The 22395-nt window shown below is 71.2% G+C and carries 18 protein-coding genes; 10 read left to right on the top strand and 8 right to left on the bottom strand.

The features are described 5' to 3' along the window. Positions 1-58 precede the first annotated feature (58 nt). Positions 59-1090 (bottom strand): M4 family metallopeptidase, encoded by a 1032-nt coding sequence (locus ACQ614_RS11810; RefSeq protein ID WP_431678453.1) that lies wholly within the window; start codon positions 1088-1090, stop codon positions 59-61. 310 nt (positions 1091-1400) lie between these two features. On the opposite strand from ACQ614_RS11810, the gene leuA reads away from it, so the two are divergent. The 4 genes from leuA (at position 1401) to ACQ614_RS11790 (ending at position 6021) form a co-directional block, all read left to right on the top strand. Next, the gene (gene leuA, locus ACQ614_RS11805) at positions 1401-3182 is read left to right on the top strand and encodes a 2-isopropylmalate synthase (protein WP_431678451.1); all 1782 of its coding nucleotides are present in this window, start codon (positions 1401-1403) and stop codon (positions 3180-3182) included. A 262-nt stretch (positions 3183-3444) separates the two neighbouring features. Next, complete coding sequence (locus ACQ614_RS11800) at positions 3445-4122, top strand: TerB family tellurite resistance protein (RefSeq protein ID WP_363489825.1); 678 nt, start codon at positions 3445-3447, stop codon at positions 4120-4122. A gap of 301 nt (positions 4123-4423) precedes the next feature. Then, positions 4424-5170 carry a DNA repair protein RecO gene (gene recO / locus ACQ614_RS11795; protein ID WP_431678450.1) on the top strand — a complete coding sequence of 249 codons (747 nt, stop codon included), beginning with the start codon at positions 4424-4426 and terminating at the stop codon, positions 5168-5170. Between the two features lie 2 nt (positions 5171-5172). Further along, positions 5173-6021, top strand: a complete 849-nt coding sequence (locus ACQ614_RS11790) for an isoprenyl transferase (protein ID WP_431678448.1) — start codon at positions 5173-5175, stop codon at positions 6019-6021. A 98-nt stretch (positions 6022-6119) separates the two neighbouring features. Here ACQ614_RS11790 and ACQ614_RS11785 read toward each other — a convergent pair whose 3' ends face one another. From ACQ614_RS11785 to ACQ614_RS11770, 4 genes are read right to left on the bottom strand one after another with little or no spacing between them, the layout of a single operon-like run. Then, complete coding sequence (locus ACQ614_RS11785; RefSeq protein WP_431678447.1) at positions 6120-6530, bottom strand: Fur family transcriptional regulator; 411 nt, start codon at positions 6528-6530, stop codon at positions 6120-6122. A 35-nt stretch (positions 6531-6565) separates the two neighbouring features. Continuing rightward, positions 6566-7549 carry a metal ABC transporter permease gene (locus tag ACQ614_RS11780; protein WP_431683897.1) on the bottom strand — a complete coding sequence of 328 codons (984 nt, stop codon included), beginning with the start codon at positions 7547-7549 and terminating at the stop codon, positions 6566-6568. Beyond that, positions 7549-8394, bottom strand: a complete 846-nt coding sequence (locus tag ACQ614_RS11775; RefSeq protein ID WP_431678445.1) for a metal ABC transporter ATP-binding protein — start codon at positions 8392-8394, stop codon at positions 7549-7551. The genes ACQ614_RS11780 and ACQ614_RS11775 overlap by 1 nt, the downstream gene beginning before the upstream one ends. Before the next feature lie 13 nt (positions 8395-8407). Beyond that, on the bottom strand, positions 8408-9439 hold the full coding sequence (locus ACQ614_RS11770) for a metal ABC transporter substrate-binding protein (protein WP_431678444.1): 1032 nt from the start codon (positions 9437-9439) through the stop codon (positions 8408-8410). Between the two features lie 318 nt (positions 9440-9757). Here ACQ614_RS11770 and ACQ614_RS11765 point away from each other — a divergent pair, with 318 nt between their 5' ends. Then, on the top strand, positions 9758-11140 hold the full coding sequence (locus ACQ614_RS11765) for a glycine--tRNA ligase (protein ID WP_363489837.1): 1383 nt from the start codon (positions 9758-9760) through the stop codon (positions 11138-11140). 145 nt (positions 11141-11285) lie between these two features. Here the strand turns inward: ACQ614_RS11765 and ACQ614_RS11760 are convergent, their stop codons facing one another. The 3 genes from ACQ614_RS11760 to ACQ614_RS11750 all read right to left on the bottom strand — a co-directional run bounded on the left by ACQ614_RS11760 (position 11286) and on the right by ACQ614_RS11750 (position 15310). Next, a complete protein-coding gene (locus tag ACQ614_RS11760) occupies positions 11286-12134 on the bottom strand; it encodes a hypothetical protein (protein WP_431678443.1) in 849 nt (282 codons plus the stop codon). Between the two features lie 1033 nt (positions 12135-13167). Then, positions 13168-13746, bottom strand: coding sequence for an NADAR family protein (locus ACQ614_RS11755; protein WP_431678442.1), 579 nt, complete (start codon positions 13744-13746; stop codon positions 13168-13170). 124 nt (positions 13747-13870) lie between these two features. Continuing rightward, a complete protein-coding gene (locus tag ACQ614_RS11750) occupies positions 13871-15310 on the bottom strand; it encodes an MFS transporter (RefSeq protein ID WP_431678441.1) in 1440 nt (479 codons plus the stop codon). Between the two features lie 366 nt (positions 15311-15676). Between ACQ614_RS11750 and ACQ614_RS11745 the strand changes: the two genes are divergently transcribed. From ACQ614_RS11745 to dusB, 5 genes are all read left to right on the top strand, one after another. Then, the gene (locus tag ACQ614_RS11745; protein WP_431678440.1) at positions 15677-16519 is read left to right on the top strand and encodes a helix-turn-helix transcriptional regulator; all 843 of its coding nucleotides are present in this window, start codon (positions 15677-15679) and stop codon (positions 16517-16519) included. Positions 16520-17784: 1265 nt separating this feature from the next. Further along, positions 17785-19011: a sensor histidine kinase gene (locus ACQ614_RS11740; protein WP_431678439.1), complete on the top strand. Its 1227-nt coding sequence runs from the start codon at positions 17785-17787 to the stop codon at positions 19009-19011. Continuing rightward, on the top strand, positions 18999-19643 hold the full coding sequence (locus ACQ614_RS11735) for a response regulator transcription factor (protein ID WP_363489849.1): 645 nt from the start codon (positions 18999-19001) through the stop codon (positions 19641-19643). Before ACQ614_RS11740 ends, ACQ614_RS11735 begins: the two co-directional genes overlap by 13 nt. A 1-nt stretch (position 19644) precedes the next feature. After that, positions 19645-20583, top strand: coding sequence for a DUF4097 family beta strand repeat-containing protein (locus ACQ614_RS11730; protein WP_431678437.1), 939 nt, complete (start codon positions 19645-19647; stop codon positions 20581-20583). Between the two features lie 214 nt (positions 20584-20797). Then, complete coding sequence (gene dusB, locus ACQ614_RS11725) at positions 20798-22051, top strand: tRNA dihydrouridine synthase DusB (protein WP_431678436.1); 1254 nt, start codon at positions 20798-20800, stop codon at positions 22049-22051. Positions 22052-22395: the final 344 nt, after the last annotated feature.

The raw sequence follows: 22395 nt of genomic DNA, 5'->3' as shown, positions 1-22395 counted from the left end.
GTCAGTGTGCTACGCAGGACGGTCTTTTCCGAGGTCTTTCACAGAGTCCACCCCTCCCTCAGGTTGTGGTGATACCGACCTGTGCCCACGCGTCGGCGACGGCGTCCGCGACCCGGGTGTACGCGGGGTAGTGGGAGCTCGCGGTGGCGACGGTGGCGCGGGCGAAGGCGGCGAAACCGGTGTTCGGGGCGAGCCGGCCACTGGTGAGGGTGTCGTACCAGATCCGCCCGGCGCCCTCCCAGGCGTGGCCGCCGAGGGCGGTGGCCGCCAGGTGGAAGGCACGGTTGGGGATGCCGGAGTTGATGTGCACGCCCCCGTTGTCGCGGCGGGTGCGGACGTAGCCGTCCATGTGCCCGGGCTGGGGATCGGTGCCGAGCCGGTCGTCGTCGTACGCCGTGCCGGGGGCCTTCATCGAGCGCAGGGCGACGCCGCGCACGCCGGGGGCGAGCAGCCCGGCGCCTATCAGCCAGTCGGCCTGGTCGGCGGTCTGGCCGAGCGCGTACTGCTTGACCAGCGAGCCGAAGACGTCGGAGACGGACTCGTTGAGCGCCCCGGACTGGTCCCGGTACTCCAGGTCGGCGGTGAACTGTGTGACGCCGTGGGCGAGTTCGTGGCCGATGACGTCCAGGCAGACGGTGAAGTCGACGAAGATCTCGCCGTCCCCGTCGCCGAAGACCATGCGGCTGCCGTTCCAGAAGGCGTTGTCGTAGCGGTCGCCGTAGTGGACGGTGGCGTCCAGCGGCATCCAGGCGTCGTCGATCGAGGCGCGGCCGTAGACCTCGCGGAAGAGCGCGTAGGTGGCGCCGAGACCGTCGTAGGCGCGGTTCGCGGAGTCGTCGGCGACCGGGCCGCCGCCCTCGGAGCGGACGGTGCGGCCGGGCAGTGTCTCGTCGTGCCCGGCGTCGGCGACCGTGCGGACCAGCCGCTGCACCACGGCAGCGGCGGGAGCAGCGGCCAGCAGCCGCTGCTCGCGCAGGGCGGAGTCCAGGACGACCGAGCGGCGGGCCGGCGCATGGCCCAGCTCGGCGAGCCGGTCGAGGATGTGGGGCGGGACGATGGCGCAGAACGGGGACGCTGAAGTCGCAGCCATGTCGCCCAGGGTGACGCATGCATGACGAGATGTCACCACCCCTGCAGAAATCGAACTGTCTCAGTGGGTGGAATCGTGGCGGGCTTCACTTCGTGTGCCCGACGGGCTGGGTTACGCTGGGGAGCATCATGCGTTACGGGCTGCTTCTTCTTAGCTGCCGCGGCGAGGGCCTGTAAGTCCATCGGAGGCCGATTCCCTCGCCGCGGGGAGTCGTGTTGCGCCCTTTTCTGGATGCGGCACACCAGTCGGCCGAGTTCGGGTGTCCTAGCCCCGATCAGCCCGCAATCGACATGGAAGCCGAGAGTCACCCATGACCGAGCAGTCGTCCGTCGCCCGCGCGTTCATCGACCGCCCCACCCCGATCACGGCGAACACGGTGCAGCAGAAGCCCTCCGGGATGCCGTTCCACCGCTACGTACCCTTCGGCACCGTCGACCTGCCGGACCGCACCTGGCCGAGCAAGGTCATCACGCAGGCCCCGCGCTGGCTGTCCACCGACCTGCGGGACGGCAACCAGGCCCTGATCGACCCGATGTCGCCCGCCCGCAAGCGCAAGATGTTCGACCTGCTGGTGCGCATGGGCTACAAGGAGATCGAGGTCGGCTTCCCGTCCTCCGGCGCCACCGACTTCGCCTTCGTGCGCTCCCTGATCGAGGAGAACGCGATCCCCGAGGACGTCACCATCTCGGTGCTGACCCAGGCCCGCGAGGACCTGATCGAGCGCACCGTGGAGTCCCTGAAGGGCGTGCCGCGGGCCACCGTCCACCTGTACAACGCCACCTCGCCGCTGTTCCGCCGGGTGGTCTTCAAGGGCAGCAAGGACGACATCAAGGCGATCGCCGTGGACGGCACCCGCCTGGTGATGGAGTACGCCGAGAAGATCCTGGGCGACGAGACCGTCCTGGGCTACGAGTACTCGCCGGAGATCTTCATCGACACCGAGCTGGACTTCGCCCTGGAGGTCTGCGAGGCGGTCATGGACGTCTGGCAGCCCGGCGAGGGCCGCGAGATCATCCTGAACCTGCCGACCACCGTCGAGCGGTCCACCCCGAACGTCTACGCCGACAAGATCGAGTGGATGTCGCGGAACCTGACCCGCCGCGAGTTCGTCTGCCTGTCCACCCACCCGCACAACGACCGCGGCACCGGCGTGGCCTCCGCCGAACTGGCGGTGATGGCCGGCGCCGACCGCGTCGAGGGCTGCCTGTTCGGCCAGGGCGAGCGCACCGGCAACCTGGACCTGGTCAACGTCGGCATGAACCTGTTCTCGCAGGGCGTCGACCCGATGATCGACTTCTCCGACATCGACGAGATCCGCCGCACCGCCGAGTACTGCAACCAGATGGGCGTCGCCGAGCGCCACCCCTACGCCGGCGACCTGGTCTACACCTCCTTCTCCGGCTCGCACCAGGACGCGATCAAGAAGGGCTTCGACGCCCTGGAGGCCGACGCGGCCGCCGCCGGCGTCCCGGTCTCCGAGTACACCTGGGGCGTCCCCTACCTGCCCATCGACCCCAAGGACGTCGGCCGCTCCTACGAGGCCGTGATCCGGGTCAACAGCCAGTCCGGCAAGGGCGGCATCGCGTACGTCCTGAAGAACGACCACAAGCTGGACCTGCCGCGCCGGATGCAGATCGAGTTCTCGAAGAACATCCAGTCGAAGACCGACGCCGAGGGCGGCGAGGTCACCCCGGCCGAGATCTGGGCGGTCTTCCAGGACGAGTACCTGCCGACCCCGGACAACGCGTGGGGCCGCATCTCGCTGGACGGCCCGCGCAGCCTGACCACCGAGAACGGCCGCGACGTGCTGCACGCCGAGGCCGTGGTGGACGGCGAGCGCACCGCGCTGACCGGCTCCGGCAACGGCCCGGTCTCCGCCTTCGTCGACGCCCTGGCCGGCATCGGCCTGGACGTCCGCGTCCTGGACTACGCCGAGCACGCGCTGAGCGAGGGCGGCGACGCCCAGGCCGCCGCCTACGTCGAGTGCGCCGTCGACGGCAAGGTGCTGTGGGGCGTCGGCATCGACGGCAACACCGTGCTGGCCTCGCTGAAGGCCCTGGTCAGCGCCGTCAACCGGGCGCAGCGCGGCTGACCCGGCCGGACGACACGCGCGAGGCGTCACCCGCAGGGGTGGCGCCTCGCCGCGTTCCGGGGCCGTTCCCTGGGCCGTAGCAGGGCGTGTGTCCTGCGCCACATTTTTTCGCCCCGGCACCCGTTCGGGGTGCTGACACGTGCCCTCAACCGTGGCAACATCGACGCACCGGAACCGGGGTCGGTGGGACGACCCGCGGAGTCCGGTCGCGTGACCTGCCCGCAGATGTGCAGGCCGCCTGCCATGTCTGGGGAGTGGCGCCGTGACAGGGTTGTGGGGTGTCCGTCCTCGCTGGCGGACAGACGTCCTCGGTGACTTCTTCTGCCCGGGCTGCGGCGGCGACCGCAACTACCGCCGACAGCACGGCCGGCGGTGGCTGCGGTTGCTCGGCACCCCGGTGCTGCCGCTCGGCCCGGTCATCGGCAGCGTGCAGTGCACCAGCTGCCACGGCCGCTACGGCGTCGAGGCGCTGGAGCAGCTCACCTCCGTCCGGCTCGCGGCGATGCTCCGCGACGCCCAGTACACCGTCGCCCTCGCCGTGCTCGCCGCCGGCGGCGCCGGCAGCCGGGCCGGCCGGGACGCGGCCTGCGCCGTCATCCGTGAGGCGGGCTTCGACGACTGCGGCGAGGCCCAGGTCCTCGCCTCGCTCGCCGCGCTCACCGGCCGCAGCAGCGGCGAACCCCAGGACGTCGACGACACCGCCGCCAGCGGCGCCGGCGGCCTCGCCATCGAACTCCACGCCGCCCTCGAACCGCTCGCCCCGCACCTGGCCCCCGCCGGCCGCGAGCGGCTGGTCATGCAGGGTGCCTGGATCGCCCTCGCGGACGGCGGCTACCTGCCGCAGGAGCGGGCCGCGCTGGCCGCCGTCGGGCGCTGCCTGCGGCTCGGCCCCCCGCAGGTCGAGGACCTGCTGGAGGCGGCCACCCGCGCGCCGCGCTGAACCGTTCCGGCCCGGCCGGCACCGACGCCCCTGCTGCTCCCGAGACTCCTGCCGGTTCCGATACCTCTGCTGCTCCCGACCCTCTGCTGCTCCCGACGGCGCGTGCCTGATTCGTGACGCCCCTCGACCGGGCCCGACTCCCCCCTCCCGGGCCCGCTGTGACCCGCACCGACTGGGCAACCCCCCGGCCCCCGGTGCGGGCTCACGGCTGCCCGCGACACGCCGCCCCCGGCCCGCCCGGCGTGCGCGAGAATAGGGGGATGCCCATACTGCCCGCCGCCGTCGCCCGGAGTGCCGCCGCATGAGTCTGTTCCGCGACGACGGCGTGGTGCTGCGCACCCAGAAGCTCGGCGAGGCCGACCGGATCATCACCCTGCTCACCCGCCAGCACGGCAGGGTGCGCGCGGTCGCCCGCGGGGTGCGCCGCACCAAGTCGAAGTTCGGCGCCCGGCTGGAGCCGTTCTCGCACGTCGACATCCAGTTCTTCAGCCGCGGCAGCGACCTGGTCGGCCGCTCCCTGCCGCTGTGCACCCAGGTCGAGACCATCGCCCCGTACGGCGGCCGGATCGTCGGCGACTACGCCCGCTACACCGCCGGCACGGCCATGCTGGAGACCGCCGAGCGCTTCGCCGAGAACGAGGGCGAGCCGGCCGTCCAGCAGTACCTGCTGCTGATCGGCGGCCTGCGCACGCTCGCCGCGGGGGAGCACGAGTCGCACCTGGTGCTCGACGCCTTCCTGCTGCGCTCGCTCGCGGTCAACGGCTACGGCGCGAGCTTCACCGACTGCGCCAAGTGCGGCCTGCCCGGTCCGAACCGTTTCTTCTCGCTCCAGGCGGGCGGTGTGCTGTGCGCCGACTGTCGGGTCCCTGGAAGTGCCGTACCCTCCCCTGAGACACTGGTCCTGCTCGGCGCACTGCTGTCCGGGGACTGGCAGACGGCGGACTCCTGCGAGCCGCGGTACTGGCGCGAGGGCAGCGGACTGGTGGCCGCCTATCTGCAGTGGCACCTGGAGCGGGGCATCCGCTCGATGAGATACGTGGAGAAATGAGCATGGCAGCACGACGGCTCTTCGGCAGCAAGCAGCGGGCCTACGAGTCCCCGGCTCCGCACCCCAGCGGTGCCCGGCCGCCGAAGATCCCGGCTGACCTGGTGCCCAACCACGTCGCCTGCGTGATGGACGGCAACGGCCGCTGGGCCAAGGAGCGCGGCCTGCCCCGCACCGAGGGCCACAAGGTCGGCGAGGGCGTCGTCCTCGACGTGCTCCGCGGCTGCCTGGAGATCGGCGTCAAGAACCTCTCCCTCTACGCCTTCTCCACCGAGAACTGGAAGCGGTCCCCGGAAGAGGTGAAGTTCCTGATGAACTTCAACCGGGACGTCATCCGCCGCCGCCGCGACGAGATGGACGCCATGGGCATCCGCATCCGCTGGGCCGGCCGCATGCCGAAGATGTGGAAGAGCGTCGTCCAGGAGCTCCAGGTCGCCCAGGAGCAGACCAAGGACAACACCGCCATGACGCTGTACTTCTGCGTCAACTACGGCGGCCGCGCCGAGATCGCCGACGCCGCGCAGGCCATCGCCCGCGACGTCGCCGCCGGCCGGCTCGACCCCAAGAAGGTCAACGAGAAGACCTTCGCCAAGTACCTGTACTACCCCGACATGCCGGACGTCGACCTGTTCCTGCGGCCCAGCGGCGAGCAGCGCACCTCCAACTTCCTCGCCTGGCAGTCCGCCTACGCCGAGTTCGTCTTCCAGGACGTGCTCTGGCCGGACTTCGACCGCCGCGACCTGTGGCGCGCCTGCGAGCAGTACGCCCGGCGCGACCGCCGCTTCGGCGGGGCCATCCCCAATGAGGTGGCCGCCGACGACGCCGCCGCGGCGGAGGTCCCGGCGCAGCGCTGACGGCCGCACCTGCTTCTGCGTGCGTGCGAGAGGCCCGGGTCGACCGACCCGGGCCTCTCGTGTTCAGGTGCCGTGTGTGCAGGTGCCTCTTCGCGTGGTCAGGCCTTCTGGGCGCAGACCCCGCAGGTACCGAAGATCTCCAGGGTGTGCGCGATGTCGCTGAAGCCGTGCTCGGCGGCGACGGCGTTCGCCCAGTGCTCCACGGCCGGGCCCTCGACCTCGACGGTGGCGCCGCAGCTCCGGCAGACCAGGTGGTGGTGGTGACCGCTGCTGCACCGCCGGTAGACCGCCTCGCCCTCGGCCGTCCGCAGCACGTCCACCTCACCGGCCTCGGCGAGGGACTGCAGCGTCCGGTAGACGGTGGTCAGGCCCACCGAGTCGCCCCGGTGCTTGAGCATGTCGTGCAGCTCCTGCGCGCTCCGGAAGTCCTCGATCTCGTCCAGCGCCGCCGAGACGGCGGCTCGCTGCCGAGTGGATCGGGCGCGCGGCGTCGGGCCTGCGGTGGTCACCGTGGGTCCTCCAGGGGGTGGGGTGCTGTCGCACCTCATTGTGCCAGCCCCCGGCCCGCCGAAGGCCCGGTCCCGCGGGGCTCGTTCCGCGCCGGAGGCACCGTCGCACGGCCCTCCTCCGGGGCGGACCCGGCGGCGTCCCCGCCCTCCGGCCGGCCCGGCAGCACCACGTCGCAGACCTCGGGACCGGCATCCGGCGATGTGCGGTTCCGGCGCCCGGCCAGCGGCCCGGCCACCGCCCCGAGCAGCGCGAAGGCCGCGATGGCCAGCAGCACGATCGCCGGGCCGGACGGCACGTCCGCCTCGTACGAGCCCGCCACACCCAGCACCGCCACGGTGACGCCCAGCCCGACCGCCGCGGTCTGCGTCGCCCGGAACGACCGCGTCACCTGCTGCGCCGCCGCTACCGGCACCACCATCAGCGCACTCACCAGCAGCAGGCCGACGACCCGCATCGCGACCGTGACGGTGACCGCGGCCATCACCGCGAGCAGCAGGTTCAGCAGCCGCACGGGGATGCCGGTGACGCGGGCGAACTCCTCGTCCTGGCAGATCGCGAACAGCTGGCGGCGCAGCCCGAAGGTCACCGCGACGACGATCGCCGCCAGCACGGCGATGGTGGTGAGATCGCCCGGCGACACGGTGAGGATGGAGCCCCACAGGTAGCTCTCCAGATTGCCGCTGCCCGCCTGCGCACTCATGCTGACCAGCAGTTTTCCGCAGGCCATGCCGCCGTAGAAGAGCATCGCGAGGGCGATGTCGCCGCGCTGGTTGCCGCGGGAGCGGACCAGCTCCATCACCACGGCGCCCAGCACGCAGACCAGGACGGCCATCCAGACCGGATTGGCCTGGAAGAGGAAGCCGAGACCGACACCGGTGAGTGCGACGTGCCCGATGCCGTCGCCCATCAGCGCCTGTCGGCGCTGCACCAGGTAGACGCCGACGGCCGGCGCGGTGATCCCGACCAGCACGGCGGCGATCAGCGCCCGCTGCATGAAGTCGAATTCGAGCATCTCGATCATGCGAGCAGTCCCCGGGTGTGCGAGTGGGTGTCGTCGGCGTGCGGGTGGACGTGGTCGTGGCCGGGCAGCGCGTGCTGTCCGACCCCCTCGGGCGGCGGGCCGTCGTGCGCCACGCAGCCGTCCCGCAGCACCACGGCGCGGTCGATCAGCGGCTCCAGCGGGCCCAGCTCGTGCAGCACCAGCAGGACGGCGCAGCCGCGCCCGGCCTCCCGCCGCAGGATGTCGGCGAGCACCTGCTGGCTGGCGACGTCCACGCCGGCCATCGGCTCGTCCATGATCAGCAGGTCGGGCTCGCCGACCAGCGCCCGGGCGATCAGCACCCGCTGGTGCTGGCCGCCGGAGAGACCGGCCACGCCGTCCTCGGCCCGGTCGAGCATGCCGACCGCGGCCAGTGCCCGGTCGACCGCCAGGCGGTCGCCGCGGCGGAACGGCCGCAGCCGGTGCTGCGGCAGCCGTCCGGTCGAGACGACCTCGCGGACGGTCGCGGGCACGCCGCCGGCGGCGGTGGTGCGCTGGGGCACGTAGCCGATCCGCTGCCAGGCGCGGAAGCGGCCGAACGGGGTGCCGAACAGCTCCAGCTCCCCGCGCTCCAGCGGCACGCCGCCGATCACCGCCTTGACGGTGGTGGACTTGCCGGAGCCGTTGGCACCGAGCAGGGCGACCACCTCGCCGGGGCGGACGGTCAGGTCGACGCCGCGCAGCACCGGGCGGCCGCCGACGGAGGCCACGGCCTGGCTCAGCCGGACGGCGGCCGGCTGCTCGGGGGCGGCTGCTTCGGAGGAGGTGGCGGGGGTCGGCGTGGGGGCCTCGGGCGCGGTGCGCCGGGGGAGGACTGGGCTCATGGGTGGTGTCCCGTCAGCTGGTGGCGCCGAGCGCGGTCCGGAGGTTGGTCAGGTTCTGCCGCATGACGGAGAAGTAGTCGCCCTTGCCGCCCTTGATGCCTTCCAGCGGGTCGAGCACGGCGGTCTGCAGCTTCAGGTCCTTCGCGACGGTGGTGGCGAGCGCGGGGCTCACCAGGCTCTCGAAGAAGACGGTGGTGACGCCGTGCTCGCGGGCGGCCTTCTGGATCTCGGCGAGCCGTGCCGGGCTGGGCTCGGCCTCCGGGTCGACGCCGCTGATGGCGATCTGCTCCAGGCCGTAGTGGTCGGCGAGGTAGCCGAAGGCGGCGTGACTGGTGACGAAGGTCTTGCTCCCGGAACCCTTCAGGCCGTCCTGGAACTCCTTGTCCAGCGCGGTCAGGCGGGCGACCAGGTCGGCGGTGTTCTTCTCGTAGTCGGCGGCGTGTGCCGGGTCGGCCTCGGCGAACTCGGCGCCGACCGCCTTGGCGACCGCCGCGTACCGGGTGGGGTCGAGCCAGATGTGCGGATCGCCGGCCGGGCCGGAGGCGTGCTCGTGGCCCGCGTGCCCGTGGCCGTCCGCCTCCTCGCCGCCGTGCTCGTCCCCGTGCTCGCCACCGTCCTCGTCGATGTGGTGGTCGACCAGCGGGGAGGTCGCCGCGGCGTCCACGATGTGCTTCGAACGGGACTGCTCGACCGCCTTGTCGACGGTCGGCTGCAGGCCCTTCAGATAGAGCACGGCGCCGGCCTTCTGGACGGCGCCGACCTGCTTGGCGGTCAGCTCGAGGTCGTGCGGCTCCACGCCGGCGGCCGTCAGGTCGGTCACCTTCACGTGCTCGCCGCCGATCTGCGAGGCGAGGAACTCCATCGGGTAGAACGACGCGACCACCGAGAGCCTGCCGCCGGCGTCCTGCGCGCTGCTGCTGCCGCCGCAGGCGGTCAGCGTGAGTGCCGCGGCGAGGGCGGTGGCGGTGAGGGCCGCTGCCTTGGCGGACCGGCGGAGGCCGCCGAGGGGCCGGGAGGGGCTTTCGGCAGGTCGGGGGAGCGTCATGACAACCATTCTCATCTTATGTGGAAATGATTGTCAACTCACTCGATTGGGTGAGCGGCGTCCGCCGGGAGCGTGAGCTCTGCTGCGCCGTCGGTGTGCTTGCCGAGCCTGCAGGGTGTGCCGGCGGATGCGGCGGGTGTGCCGGCGGATGCGGCGGGTGTGGTGGTGGACACGGCGGGGTGCGGCGGCGGATGCCGCGGGGCGCGGTGGCAGCCAATACCGATTTGAACGTCCTACCCGCGTGCCCGGTAACCTGAGGTATTCGGGTGCGCGCAACCAGCCGTGCCCAGACCGTGCCGTCGTACTGAAGAGAGCACTGTGGCCGCCGACAAGATCGACACGATCGTCAGCCTGAGCAAGCGCCGTGGCTTCGTCTACCCCTGCAGCGAGATCTACGGCGGTACCCGCGCCGCCTGGGACTACGGTCCGCTGGGCGTCGAGCTCAAGGAGAACATCAAGCGCCTGTGGTGGCGGGCGATGGTCACCGGTCGGGAGGACGTCGTCGGGCTCGACTCCTCGGTGATCCTCGCGCGCGAGGTCTGGGAGGCCTCCGGCCACGTCGCCACGTTCAACGACCCGCTCACCGAGTGCCTCTCCTGTCACAAGCGCTTCCGCGCGGACCACCTGGAGGAGGCGTACGAGGCCAAGCACGGCAAGCTGCCGGCCAACGGCCTCGCCGACATCAACTGCCCGAACTGCGGCAACAAGGGCGCCTTCACGGAGCCCAAGGAGTTCTCGGGCATGCTGAAGACGCACCTCGGCCCGGTCGAGGACGGCTCCGGTCTCGCCTACCTCCGCCCGGAGACCGCGCAGGGCATCTTCACCAACTTCAAGGCCGTCCAGACCACCTCGCGCAAGAAGCCGCCGTTCGGCATCGCCCAGGTCGGCAAGAGCTTCCGCAACGAGATCACCCCCGGCAACTTCATCTTCCGCACCCGCGAGTTCGAGCAGATGGAGATGGAGTTCTTCGTCAAGCCGGGCGAGGACGAGAAGTGGCACGAGTACTGGCTCGAGCAGCGCTGGAACTGGTACCGCGACCTCGGCCTGCGCGAGGAGAACATGCGCTTCTTCGAACACCCGAAGGAGAAGCTCTCCCACTACGCCAAGCGCACGGTCGACATCGAGTACCGCTTCAACTTCGGCGGCACCGAGTTCTCCGAGCTCGAGGGCATCGCCAACCGCACGGACTACGACCTCACCGTGCACAGCGAGCACTCCGGCCAGGACCTCAAGTACTTCGACCAGGAGTCCGGCGAGCGCTACTTCCCGTACGTCATCGAGCCGGCAGCGGGCCTCAACCGCGCCATGCTGGCCTTCCTGATCGACGCCTACTTCGAGGACGAGGCGCCCAACGCCAAGGGCCAGATGGAGAAGCGCGTCGGCATGCGGCTCGACCCGCGCCTCGCCCCGGTCAAGGTCGCGGTGCTCCCGCTCTCCCGCAACGCCGACCTCTCCCCGAAGGCCCGCGGCCTCGCCGCCGACCTGCGCACCGCGTGGAACGTCGACTTCGACGATGCCGGCGCCATCGGCAAGCGCTACCGCCGCCAGGACGAGATCGGCACGCCGTTCTGCGTCACCGTCGACTTCGACACCCTCGAGGACAACGCGGTGACCGTTCGCGAGCGCGACACCATGGCGCAGGAGCGCGTCTCGCTCGACCAGGTGAAGTCCTACCTGGCCGCCCGCCTGATCGGCTGCTGACACCGGTCGGTGTGAATCGGTCGGTGTGAGCCATCAGGTGGTGCGAGCCATCGGGTGGTGCGACTTCCGGCCCCCTTGCCGCGGACTCCGCGGTGAGGGGGCCGCGTTGTTTCCGGGGTGGGCCGTCTCCGGTGTGAACCGGAGGTCAGCGGCGGCCGCGTGCCCGGGTGGTCGGTGGTTCAGTGGGGAGCCCGGCCGAGCGGAGGGCGGCGAGCGCACCCCGCGAACGGCTCTCCTCCAACACGGCGACCGCACCCAGGAGGACTTCGTACAACTCGCGCTGCGGCAGAAGCGCATGCCCGAGCTGGGCCAGATCGGCCGGGGAACGCATCCCGGCGGCCTCCCTGACCAGCACGGCCGACAGCTGCGGTGCCGGCGCACCAGCCGCCGGGGCGGCCAACTGCTGTACGACGGCCACGACATCGCCGATCGGCCGACCCGCCGCCTGGCGCAGCAGATGCCGTACGTCGCCGGTGCGCCCCGCGGCCGACAACCCGACTGCCAGCGCCGCCAGTTCGGCGGGCGGCGCCGAGGCCCACTCCCACAGCAAGGTCTGCCCGTCCGCGGGCTGGCCGGCCCGCTCCAACGCCGCGAGCAGCGACGGCAGGGCGGAGGCGGGTGCGCCCCACAGGGCGTGGAACAGCTCGCTCGCCTCGTCCACCAGCCCGGCACGGCGGAGCTCGGCAAGGGTGCCGACGGCTTGATCGGCCGAGCCGTGCGCCGTCGCGCGGGCCAGGTAGGCGGCCGCGCCGTAGGGCCCGTGGGAGCGCAGCAGGCCGGCCAGCTGCGCCACGTTCTCGGGCGCCAGTGTCACGGCTGCCTGCGCCACCACTGCCGCCGATTCGTGCGCTGCGCCGCGGCGGTGCAGCTCACCGATGCGCCCGGCGACGGCCGCGATCTCCTCGGCACTGCGCAGCGGCGGAACGGCGGCCTCCGTCGCTTCGGCCTCCGCCGGGTCTGCCCGGTGGTCCTGGACGTGCTCGGGGTGGTCCATGGAGCCGGCCGGTGCCTGTGCGGCGTTTTCGGCCGCGGACTCCGCGGACCCCTGTATACCGCCGAAGCGTGCACCCCGGACCGGCGCCGGCCGGGCCGGGGGAGTCGAGCCCGCCCGGGCATCGGCGCCCTGGGACTGCGGAGCCACGGCCGGTGCCGGCTCGGGCTCGTCCAGGAAGGCCCCGCCGAAGCGTGCACCGGTGGGGCGCTTCCGCTTCGGGGGCCTGAGCGGTGCGGGCGGATTCGCGGATGCCCTCGGCGTTGCGGATGTCGGTGGTGTGGGTGCCGGTGTCGTTGGTGCCGGTGCTGCGGTGGGTGTCGTCGGTGGTGTCGGTGCTGCCGGCGAGGCCGACCCCACCGGCTGGACCCCGACCGGACCGGACCCCCGGGCGTCGCGGACCCGGGCGTCCCCGGCGCGGTTGGCCGCGTTCTGCTGGGGCGGGACCGAATCTCGTGGCGCTGTACCGGCCGATCCGTACGGCTGCCGGTAGCCCGGGCCACCGATGGCACCGCCGTTCTGCCGTGCCAAGTCCTCCAGGGCGAGCAGCCGTTCACTCAGTTCGAGGCAACGGGCGCCCAGGCCCTCCCTGAGGGTCTGCGCCTGGGACAGCCGTCGCAGCAGTTCCGGGTCCGGGTGGCGTTGCGGCTGGGCGTAGGCGTGTGCACGGTCCGGTTCGCTTGCGGCACGTACTGCCTCGGCGAGACGACGCTCGCGCTGCGCCGCGTACTGCCGCGCCCGGAGCAGCTCGTCCAACTCCGTGCGCAGCATGTGGATGTTCGCTGCCGTGGGCCCCAGCTCCTGCACTGCCATTCCCGCCCGACCAGCCCTCTCCGCCGCGGGGTCGCCGAGTCGGCCCCTGGCCCTGACTTCGGGCCATCCTTGCGAAGCCATACGGCGACGGTGTTACGGGCGTGAGTCCGCTGGTTTTCGCCGAACGGTTCCTGCTGTTGGGAAGGTTGGCGAATTCGGATGCGCCGGTCGCGTGAACCGGGCTGCAGGGCAGCAGGGTTCACACCTGTACGCGCCCGGCGGATCAGCCGGTGAGCCTGGCCCGGGCCTCCATGAGGGCGAAGCCGAGCAGGTTCAGGCCTCGCCACTCGTGCGGCAGGGTGGCCCGGTTGTCGTCGGCTGCGAGCCCGATACCCCACAGCCGGTCGAGCGGGCTCGCCTCCACCAGTACACGCTGGGACGTGCCCACCAGGTAGTGCCGCAGGGCCTCGTCCTGGCTGAACTTCGCAACGTTGCCCTCGACGACCAGGTCGAACCGCTCGGCGGCCCAGCGCTGCTCGTCGAAGCCGCGGACCATGCGCCCCAGCTTCTTCGCCTCGCCCGGTGTACGAGCGGCAAGGATGCGGGCCAGGGTCTCTTCGTCACCGAACAGTCTGGCCTTCCCGGCCATCATCCAGTGCTCGGCCGTCTTGTACGTCACGCCGTCGACGGTGAACTCGCCCGGCCACCACTGGCTGAGCGACCCCGGCCCGATCCGGCCGTCCGGCTCGGGCCGGTGGCCCCAGAAGAGCAGGTAGCGGGGACGCGCGCCGGCCTTCACCAGAGCGACCAGCTGTTCGCGGGTGCGGGACTCGGGAGGTGTGGTGGGCTTGGTGCTCGTCATGACGCCATGCTCCCATTCGAAGCCGACAACCTGCTTCCGGTTTTCCGTCCAGCCGACCGACCGAGTCCAGCCGACCGACGGGCGCGCCGGGGCTCGGGCGAGTGCCCCTGCAGCGGACCTGCGGTCAGGCGACCGAGCGGGGGAGCCGCAGGCTGAGCGCCGCAATGGTCACCGACCCTCCGAACTGGATGGCCAGCACCAGTGCCAGCGCGTGGGCGAACCCCATGGTGGGCGCGACGGAGAGGAACAGGGTGCCGAGTGTGGCGACTCCCAGGGCGAGGCTGGACTGCTGAGTCGTCGCCAGCACCCCACTGCCGACACCCGCTCGCTCGGCAGGGACCTTGGACAGCACCACGCGGAAGAGCGGCGTGCCCACCAGGCCCTGCCCGATGCCTGCCAGCGCGACTCCGGGGAGCATCCGCAGCGGTGAGAAGTGCGTCCAGTCGGCGAGAACGGTCGCGACCAGTGTGATCAGGCCGAGGCCCTGGACGACGGCGCCGGCAGTGATGATCCGACTGCCGTACCGTCCGGTGAGCCGCGGGCCGGAGAGCGATGCCACGAAGTAGCCGACTGCCATCGGCACCAGCGCCCAGCCGGCCGCGACCGGGTCCAGCCGGAGTCCGTGCTGCAGCAGGATGGCGACCACGAACATGAAGCCGCCGAAGCCGGTGAAGTACGGCAGCGCGATGGCGAGTCCGCGGCGCATCTCCGGGATGTGCAGCAGTGAGAGCGGCACCAGCGGCGTCCTGCCCATTTCTTCGGCGCGGCGCTCGACGACCAGGAAAGCGGCCGCCAGCAGCGGGAACGCACCCAGCAGCAGCCACGTCCAGAGCGGCCAGCCGACCGCGCGGCCTTCCATCAGCGGGACGAAGAGGGCGAGGAGGGCGGCCGTGAGCAGAGCCGTGCCCGGCATGTCGACCCCGGCCGCGTGCGGCGCCCGGGTCTCCGGGACGTACCGCACGGCGAGCAGCGCGGTCAGCAGGGCGAACGGCACATTGAGCAGGAACACCGCACGCCAGCCGGTGCCGAACAGATCGGCCGACACGAGCATCCCGCCGAGGACCTGCCCGATCACCACGGATATCCCACCGACCGCGCCGTAAATGCTGAGGGCGCGGGCCCGCTGCGCACCACCGCTGGTGGCGGTGATCGTCGCGAGTACCTGGGGGAGCAGCAGAGCTGCCGAGGCGCCCTGGGCCACCCGGGCGGCCACCAGTGTCCAGGCGGTCGGGGCGAGACCGCAGGCGAGGGAGGTCAGGGCGAACGCTGCGGCGCCCGCAACGAAGAGCCGGCGGCGTCCGAGGGCGTCGCCGAGGCGGCCACCCAGAACGAGGAGGACGGCGAAGGCGATGCCGTACCCGGCGGCGACCAGCTCCAGCACGGCGGGGCCCGCCGCGAGGTCGTGGTCGATGGTGGGCAGCGCGACGTTGACGATGAAGAAGTCGAGCATCGGCAGGAACGCGCCGAGCAGGACGGTGACGAGGCCGGCGACACCCAGGGTGGGGGTGGCTGCGGCGGTGCCGGCGGAGGACGTGGTCCTTGGAAGCGTCAGTTGCTGGGTCACGGCCCCTACGATCCGCCCCTCCTCACCCTGGTACCAGAGAGGGCTTATCCAGGTATAACGACTACCTGGCAACAGGCTCGACCGTGGAGCATGCTGGGGAGCATGGCTACCAGCATTGCTTCCGCAGGCAGCACCGCCAAGGCCCCGCGGCGCGGGCCGGCCGGGGACGGGCCGGCCCAGGTCGAGTCGGGGAACGGCACCGGTAACGGCGGCCCGGACCAGGGCGTGCCCGCCTCGCCTTCCGGGCCGGTGTCCGCCAGTGGCCCCGAGCGGGCCGCTGCGGGGAATCCCGTTCCCGCGGGGGATCGCCCGACGGCGGCTCCGGGGCGGCCGGGAACGTCGTCCGGGCCCGCAGCCGCGGGCGAGGTGGCCCCGTCCGCTGCCCGGCGCCGGGAGCTGGCGGCCTTCCTCCGTAGCCGGCGGGAGCGCATCTCCCCCGAGCAGGTCGGGCTGCCCGATACCGGCCGGCGGCGCACACCGGGCCTCCGGCGCGAGGAGGTGGCGCAGCTCGCCACCGTCGGGGTCACCTGGTACACGTGGCTGGAACAGGGGAGGGACATCCAGGTCTCCGCGCAGGTGCTGCAGTCGGTGGCCCGGGCGCTGATGCTCGACCCGACCGAGCGGGCGCACCTGTTCGTTCTGGCCGGGGCGGAGGACCCGGCGCCGATCGTCGAGTGCGCCACGGTCACTCCGGCTGCGCGGGCCCTGCTCGCGCAGCTGGAGCCGATGCCGGCCGCAGTCATGAACAGCCGGTACGACGTCCTCGCGCACAACCGCGCGTACACCTGGATCGTCGGCGACCTCGACGCACTCCCGTTCGAGGATCGGAACCTGATGTGGCTGGCCTTCACCGGATCGGACTTCCAGCGGAGCCTGGTCGACATCGAGGAGGCGCGGCCCAGCATGGTGGCGAGGTTCCGTACCGCCATGGCGGATCACGGCGCCGAGCCTGCGTGGAAGGCGCTGCTCGCCCGGCTGCGGAGGGCGTCGCCGGAGTTCGACGAGATGTGGCAGCAGCACGAGGTCGCAGGGCTGGGCAACGGCCTGAAACGATTCCTGGTGCCCGGGGCTGGCCTGCTGCGGTTCGAGTACACCAACCTGTGGCTCGGCCCGAGGCCCGGCCCTCGGCTTGTGGCGTACACACCCCAGGACGACGACACCCGCCGGAAGCTGGAGGAGCTGGCGTCGGGCCTCCGAGGGCACCGCTGACACTGCCACCTGCCCGACGCCTCCTGGCAAGGACGTGTCCGTCGGCACGTCCTGCCGGTGCAGTGGCCCAGCTCTTCCGAGCGATGGGGCGGCGGGCGCGGAGAACGGCATGGTCGGGCACGGCCGACGGTGGTCGGGGTGCCGTGAGGCCGTGGCAGGTGTTCGGTCTCCCCGGGGTGTACGGTCGAGGGCTGCAAGGGCGCACAGCCATGCCAAGGGAAGCTCTGCGGCCAGGGCCATGGTGACGGCCGCTGCGAGTTCCGGCCCGGCGGCGGCCGTTGCGACATCGACCAGGGCATCGGCCGCGAGAAGGACGGCCGCAACAGCTGCGGGCAGACCGTGGGAGGGCTCGTCCCCATCCATCCGGTGCCCGGCGACGACCAGTGCCACCACCTCGACGACATCCAGCAGCGCCCACCCGGCGAGCCCGGAAGCGGCAAGGGCCACTGCCCACGGGATCAGGACGAGCCCGCAACCGATCAACAGCCGGCCGGGAGTCATGCGGCAACTCCCGCCCGTAGCCGGATCGGTGCGCCGTCCTGGTCGGCGACCAGGACCCCGGTCGCAGGCACCGGGCACCAGGCCAACCAGAAGGCGCCCAGCAACGTGGTCACGCCTGCGGGAATCCGCTGCCTGCCGCGGCACCCCCTGGTGAAGGCCACCCCCGGCGGAGAGCCGTCGGCGCAGAGACGCCCCCAGGCCACGGCACCCGGATGCCCAGGGCCCGGTCGCCTCCGTGCACCGCGCAGCACACCATGGGCGAGCGTCGAGGCGACGAGGACATCGAGCAACTCACCTTGCTCGAGGACCTCCAACGTGGGTCGGCGCCCGCGCCCCGTCGAACCCCGCACCGACCAGGGCCCCAACACGGGTAAGGCCAAGGACCGATTGCCGGCAGGTGACAGCCACGGCTCGCGCCGGCCTCCTGCTGCTCGGGCTGCTCGAGTCGTGCGACCGGTGCCGTCCGTGGCGCGCGCATGCCCCACGCCGTCGATCCGCCGCCCCGCCGGGCCGTTGATCGCGATCGGCTGCGCATCGGTGGTGAGCTGTCGTCCATCGGTGCCGGTGCCGGTGTCGGTGTCGTTGCCGCAGTAGCGGCCGTTCCTGCCGTACGTCCTCGGATTCGTCATGCCGACAACACTCGTGCTTCGGACACCGAGCGTCGTTAGTGCACACTTCAGTCTTGATGGTGTAGCTAGGTACACCATCAAGACTGAAGACCACTTCATGGTGGAACTGATCGAGCGCCAACTAATGTTGCCGCCATGTCCGCTTCCGAGCTTCGCTGCCTCCTTGCGCCGGTCATTCGGCGCATGCCCTGGTCGGCGTCGGTTCGGCGGGATTCCCTGTTCATTGCGGCGGGAGTACCGCTGGGCCTGCCGCCCCTCCTCGTCCTTCTCGACATCAAGTCCTTCGCAGTCCTCCTTCTCCTCCTCCCTTTCTGTTCGGACCTGCTGACGACAGCTCAACGCAGTCGCCTGCGGACCCTTCGGGACGTGGAGGTGCCGAGCCGCCTTCCGGCCGACGCGGGCTGGCTGGTCAGAGTGCGCTCGGGGCTGACCTGGCGTCAGGCGTCCTACCACTTCCTGGTGGCGCCGCTGGCGGCATGCGGCGCCCTGCTGCTCGTCGCGGCGTGGGGAGCCGGTCTCGCCATGGCCACGATCTTCGCCTGGATCTGGGTGATGCCGTTCGACAGCCCGCTGCGCTCCGGCTACGGCTGGTCGACGACCGACGGATGGATCACGGCTGCGGGCGTGGCGCTCCTGCTCGTCGTTCCGTGGCTGGTCGGATGGCTCACCCGGGCCGACGAGCAGGCCGCCCGCTCCCTGCTCGGCCCCAACCGGGCCGAGGTGCTCGAGAAACGGGTGGAGCGCCTTGCGGTGAGCCGCGCCGGCGTGGTGGACGCGGCAGACGCAGAACGGCGCCGGATCGAGCGCGATCTGCACGACGGAGCCCAGCAACGCCTTGTGTCGCTCGCCATGAATCTCGGGCTCGCCCGTCGGACCCTGACCGACATCTCCGCGGAGGCCATGCAAGTGATCGTCGAAGCACACGAGGAGGCCCAGGCAGCCATCGAGGATCTGCGCGATCTCGTTCGGGGGCTTCACCCGGTCGTTCTGGAAGACCGAGGGCTGGACGCAGCACTCTCCGGCATCGCCGCCCGCAGCCCGGTGCCCGTCCACCTGGACGTGGACCTGCACGGCCGAGTGGCGCCGGCGGTCGAGGCTGTCGCCTACTTCACGGTCTCCGAAGCACTGGCGAACGTGGCCAAGCACTCCATGGCGTCCCGCGTCGATCTCACCGTCCGCCGGATCGGAAACCTGCTGCACATAGTCATCGACGACGACGGCATCGGCGGAGCCGACCCGTCCCGTGGCAGCGGTCTGACGGGCCTGCGCAAACGCGCGGCCTCCGTCGACGGAACGCTCTCTGTCCTGAGCCCCCTCGGGGGCCCCACCACTCTCACCGTGGAGCTGCCGTGCGAGCTGTGATTGCCGAGGATTCCGTTCTCCTGCGAGTCGGCCTGATCAAGGTGCTGGAATCCGTTGGCTACGAGGTGCCGGCCGCGGTCGGCGATGCCGAAGCGCTGCTGGCAGCAGTGGAGGAGCACAAGCCGGACATCGTGGTTGTCGACGTCCGGATGCCGCCGGGCTTCACGGACGAAGGGGTGAAAGCCGCCCTGGTGATCCGACGGCAGTGGCCCGATGTGGCGGTGCTGATGCTCTCCCAGTACGTGGAGGAGCGCTATGCGGCGGACCTCCTGTCGACCAACACCAGCGGCGTCGGCTATCTGCTCAAGCAGCGTGTCGCCAATGTCGACGACTTCGTGGAGGCCCTCCAGCGCGTGGCGGACGGAGGCACCGCCCTCGACCCGGAGGTGGTGGCCCAGCTCCTCGTACGCAAGGACCGTGATCCGCTGCGCAAGCTGACCCCGCGCGAGCGCGATGTTCTGGCGCTGATGGCCGAGGGCAGGTCCAATTCCGCGATCGCTGCGGCCCTGGTGGTGAGCGACAGCGCCGTGGCGAAGCACATCAACTCCATACTCACGAAGCTGGACATGCCGCAGACGGATCTTGTCCACCGTCGGGTGCTGGCCGTCCTCCGATTCCTGGAGGTGGGGTGACATGCCTACCGCGGGCAAGTTCACCCGTACCACCCGTACCAATGGCGCCACCGGCAGCAGGACTGCCACCACCGCACCGGCGACCGGCACCACCACACCGGCGACCGGCACCACCACAACAGGGCCACCGAGCAGCACCGCCACCGCCGCAACAACCGCGACCGAGCGCAAGGTCTGGCGCGTCCTGGCCGTCGCCGTCCTGGTGCTCGCCGTCCTCACCGGAAGCGGAGCAGCCTGGGGAGTCCTGGCCCATCGGACCAACACGGCCAGCAGGACGTACACCGAGCCGGTGACTGCGCTGGAGCTGAACACCGGAGAAGCCCAGATCCGAGTCTCGGCGGGGCCGGCAGACCGGGCCACCGTGGTGCAGCGGGCCGACTGGGCGGTGCGGCGGTCCTCGGTGGAGCAGAGTCTAGACAAGGGGACGCTCCGCATATCCGCCCACTGCCGCAGCATCGTCGGGCCGGTCGGTCCCACCGGTTGCGGTCTCCTGTTGGACATCCGTGTTCCGGCCGGCGTGCCGGTCCACGCCAGGGCGACCTCGGGCGAAGTCACCGCCCTGGGCATGACCGGTGACATTCGGGTGGAGACCACGTCCGGCGCGATCCGGCTGGATTCCGTGAGCGGGCGGGTGTGGGCCAAAGCATCCTCCGGCCAGATCACGGGGGAGTCGCTGACATCGGCGAACGTCCGGGCCGTGCTGACCTCGGGGCAACTGCTGCTGATGTTCGCCCGGCCTCCGGACACGGTCTCGGTGACTGCTACATCCGGGGAGGTCGACGTTGAACTGCCGACCGATTCCACCGGCTACCGAATAGACGCGCGCAGCGTGTCCGGCGCAGTGGACGTCAACCCCGCCCTTCGGTCCGACACCGCCACCCGCCGGGTCGACGTGGCCACGAGCTCGGGTCAGATCAGTGTGGCGAAGTCCACCGAGTGACCCGAATCCCGAAGGGCACCCGACAGCCACCAGCCACGGGCACCCCACACCCACCCACCAGCCCCGGGCACCCGACACCACCCACCCACCAACCACGGACACCCGACACCACCCACCCACCCACCCCGGCCCTCCCCGAGGGCGCCCGGGGCGGCCGTCCGAGTGGGGGACAATGGAGAGTCCCGAATCCCATCAGCCGAGGACTCTGCCGCGCATGACCACCACGCCCAGCACGCCTGACATCGTCGGGAGCGCCGACGCCACCGGTGCGCCCACCACCGCCGCTGGCGCACCTGCGACCGGCGCCGTTGCGGACCCCACCGCGCTCAACGCAGAGTTCGCACCCCTCAACATCGGGCCCATGCAGGTATGGCCGCCCGTGGTGCTGGCACCGATGGCGGGGATCACCAACGCTCCGTTCCGGACGCTCTGCCGGGAGCAGAGCGGCGGCAAGGGGCTGTACGTCTCCGAGATGATCACCACTCGTGCCCTGGTCGAGCGCAATGCCAAGACCATGCAGTTGATCAAGTTCGATCCGAGCGAGAAGCCGCGGTCGATCCAGCTGTACGGCGTGGACCCGGTCACGGTCGGCAAGGCGGCGCGCATGATCGCCGACGAAGGCCTCGCCGACCACATCGACCTGAACTTCGGGTGCCCGGTCCCCAAGGTCACCCGCAAGGGCGGGGGCTCGGCGCTTCCGTACAAGAGGAACCTGCTTCGGGACATCCTGCGCGAGGCGGTCTCCAACGCGGGTGACCTGCCGGTGACGATGAAGATGCGCAAGGGCATCGACGACGACCACCTCACCTTCCTGGACGCCGGGCGGATCGGCGCCGAGGAGGGCGTGGCGGCGATCGCCCTGCACGGCCGTACTGCCGCGCAGCACTACGGGGGCACCGCCGATTGGTCGGCGATCGCCCGGCTCCGCGAGTCGGTGCCGGCGGAGATCCCGGTCCTCGGCAACGGCGACATCTGGTCGGCCGACGACGCGCTGCGGATGATGCGCGAGACCGGGTGCGACGGTGTGGTGGTGGGCCGTGGCTGCCTGGGCCGGCCGTGGCTGTTCAAGGACCTGGTGTCGGTCTTCGAGGGCGACGTCGACTACGCCCGTCCGACGTTCGGTGAGGTGGCCCGGGCCATGGTGCGCCATGCCCAGCTGCTCGGTGAGTGGCTCGGGGACGAGGCCCGGGGCGTCATCGATTTCCGCAAGCACGTCGCCTGGTACACCAAGGGGTTCTCGGTCGGTTCCGAGCTGCGCGTTCGGCTGGCGAATGCCGCTTCCCTCGCCGAGTTGGACGAACTTCTCCAGCAGATCGACCAGGACCAGACGTGGCCGATCGGTGCGGACGGCCCCCGTGGTCGGACGAGCGGAAACAACCGGGTCGTACTGCCCGAGGGCTGGTTGGACGATCCGTACGACTGCGCCACCCCCTCCGCTGACGCCGAGTCGGACACATCCGGCGGATGATCTGTACGTGAGGTCGAAATAGCGCCGGATCGGGCATCTGCCGGTGCGGCCCAGCCCTCTTGGACGATCTGGCCAAGAGGGCTCCTTTCTGGCAGATTTTGATTACTTTAAGTTCAGAACTAATGCGCACAGAGTAACATCGCGAATGATCGACCGCGCCCGCAGGCTGAGATGCGCTCGTGACGCTTGCCACATAGCCTGGGTGGTTGACGGCCGGTCAGGTCGCCGCGAGGTGTCGACAGTGTGAATTGCTTCCCGAAGGGGCTGTCGGGCCGAACGGTGCACCTGACTGCAGGAAATCAAGCCGGGGCAACAGAGTCGACGATCGGCCATCACTCTCTGTC

Origin of the sequence: Kitasatospora dryopteridis (assembly GCF_050749075.1) — a bacterium.
In the GTDB taxonomy this organism is placed as follows: domain Bacteria; phylum Actinomycetota; class Actinomycetes; order Streptomycetales; family Streptomycetaceae; genus Kitasatospora.
This window is presented reverse-complemented; position numbering and strand designations above follow the sequence as displayed.

Excerpts from the sequence above, each read along its gene's own strand:
- ACQ614_RS11810 (WP_431678453.1), bottom strand. The coding sequence starts at position 1,090 with ATGGCTGCGACTTCAGCGTCCCCGTTCTGCGCCATCGTCCCGCCCCAC.
- leuA (WP_431678451.1), top strand. The coding sequence starts at position 1,401 with ATGACCGAGCAGTCGTCCGTCGCCCGCGCGTTCATCGACCGCCCCACC.
- recO (WP_431678450.1), top strand. The coding sequence starts at position 4,424 with ATGAGTCTGTTCCGCGACGACGGCGTGGTGCTGCGCACCCAGAAGCTC.
- ACQ614_RS11790 (WP_431678448.1), top strand. The coding sequence starts at position 5,173 with ATGGCAGCACGACGGCTCTTCGGCAGCAAGCAGCGGGCCTACGAGTCC.
- ACQ614_RS11775 (WP_431678445.1), bottom strand. The coding sequence starts at position 8,394 with ATGAGCCCAGTCCTCCCCCGGCGCACCGCGCCCGAGGCCCCCACGCCG.
- ACQ614_RS11770 (WP_431678444.1), bottom strand. The coding sequence starts at position 9,439 with ATGACGCTCCCCCGACCTGCCGAAAGCCCCTCCCGGCCCCTCGGCGGC.
- ACQ614_RS11760 (WP_431678443.1), bottom strand. The coding sequence starts at position 12,134 with ATGGACCACCCCGAGCACGTCCAGGACCACCGGGCAGACCCGGCGGAG.
- ACQ614_RS11755 (WP_431678442.1), bottom strand. The coding sequence starts at position 13,746 with ATGACGAGCACCAAGCCCACCACACCTCCCGAGTCCCGCACCCGCGAA.
- ACQ614_RS11740 (WP_431678439.1), top strand. The coding sequence starts at position 17,785 with ATGTCCGCTTCCGAGCTTCGCTGCCTCCTTGCGCCGGTCATTCGGCGC.
- ACQ614_RS11730 (WP_431678437.1), top strand. The coding sequence starts at position 19,645 with ATGCCTACCGCGGGCAAGTTCACCCGTACCACCCGTACCAATGGCGCC.
- dusB (WP_431678436.1), top strand. The coding sequence starts at position 20,798 with ATGACCACCACGCCCAGCACGCCTGACATCGTCGGGAGCGCCGACGCC.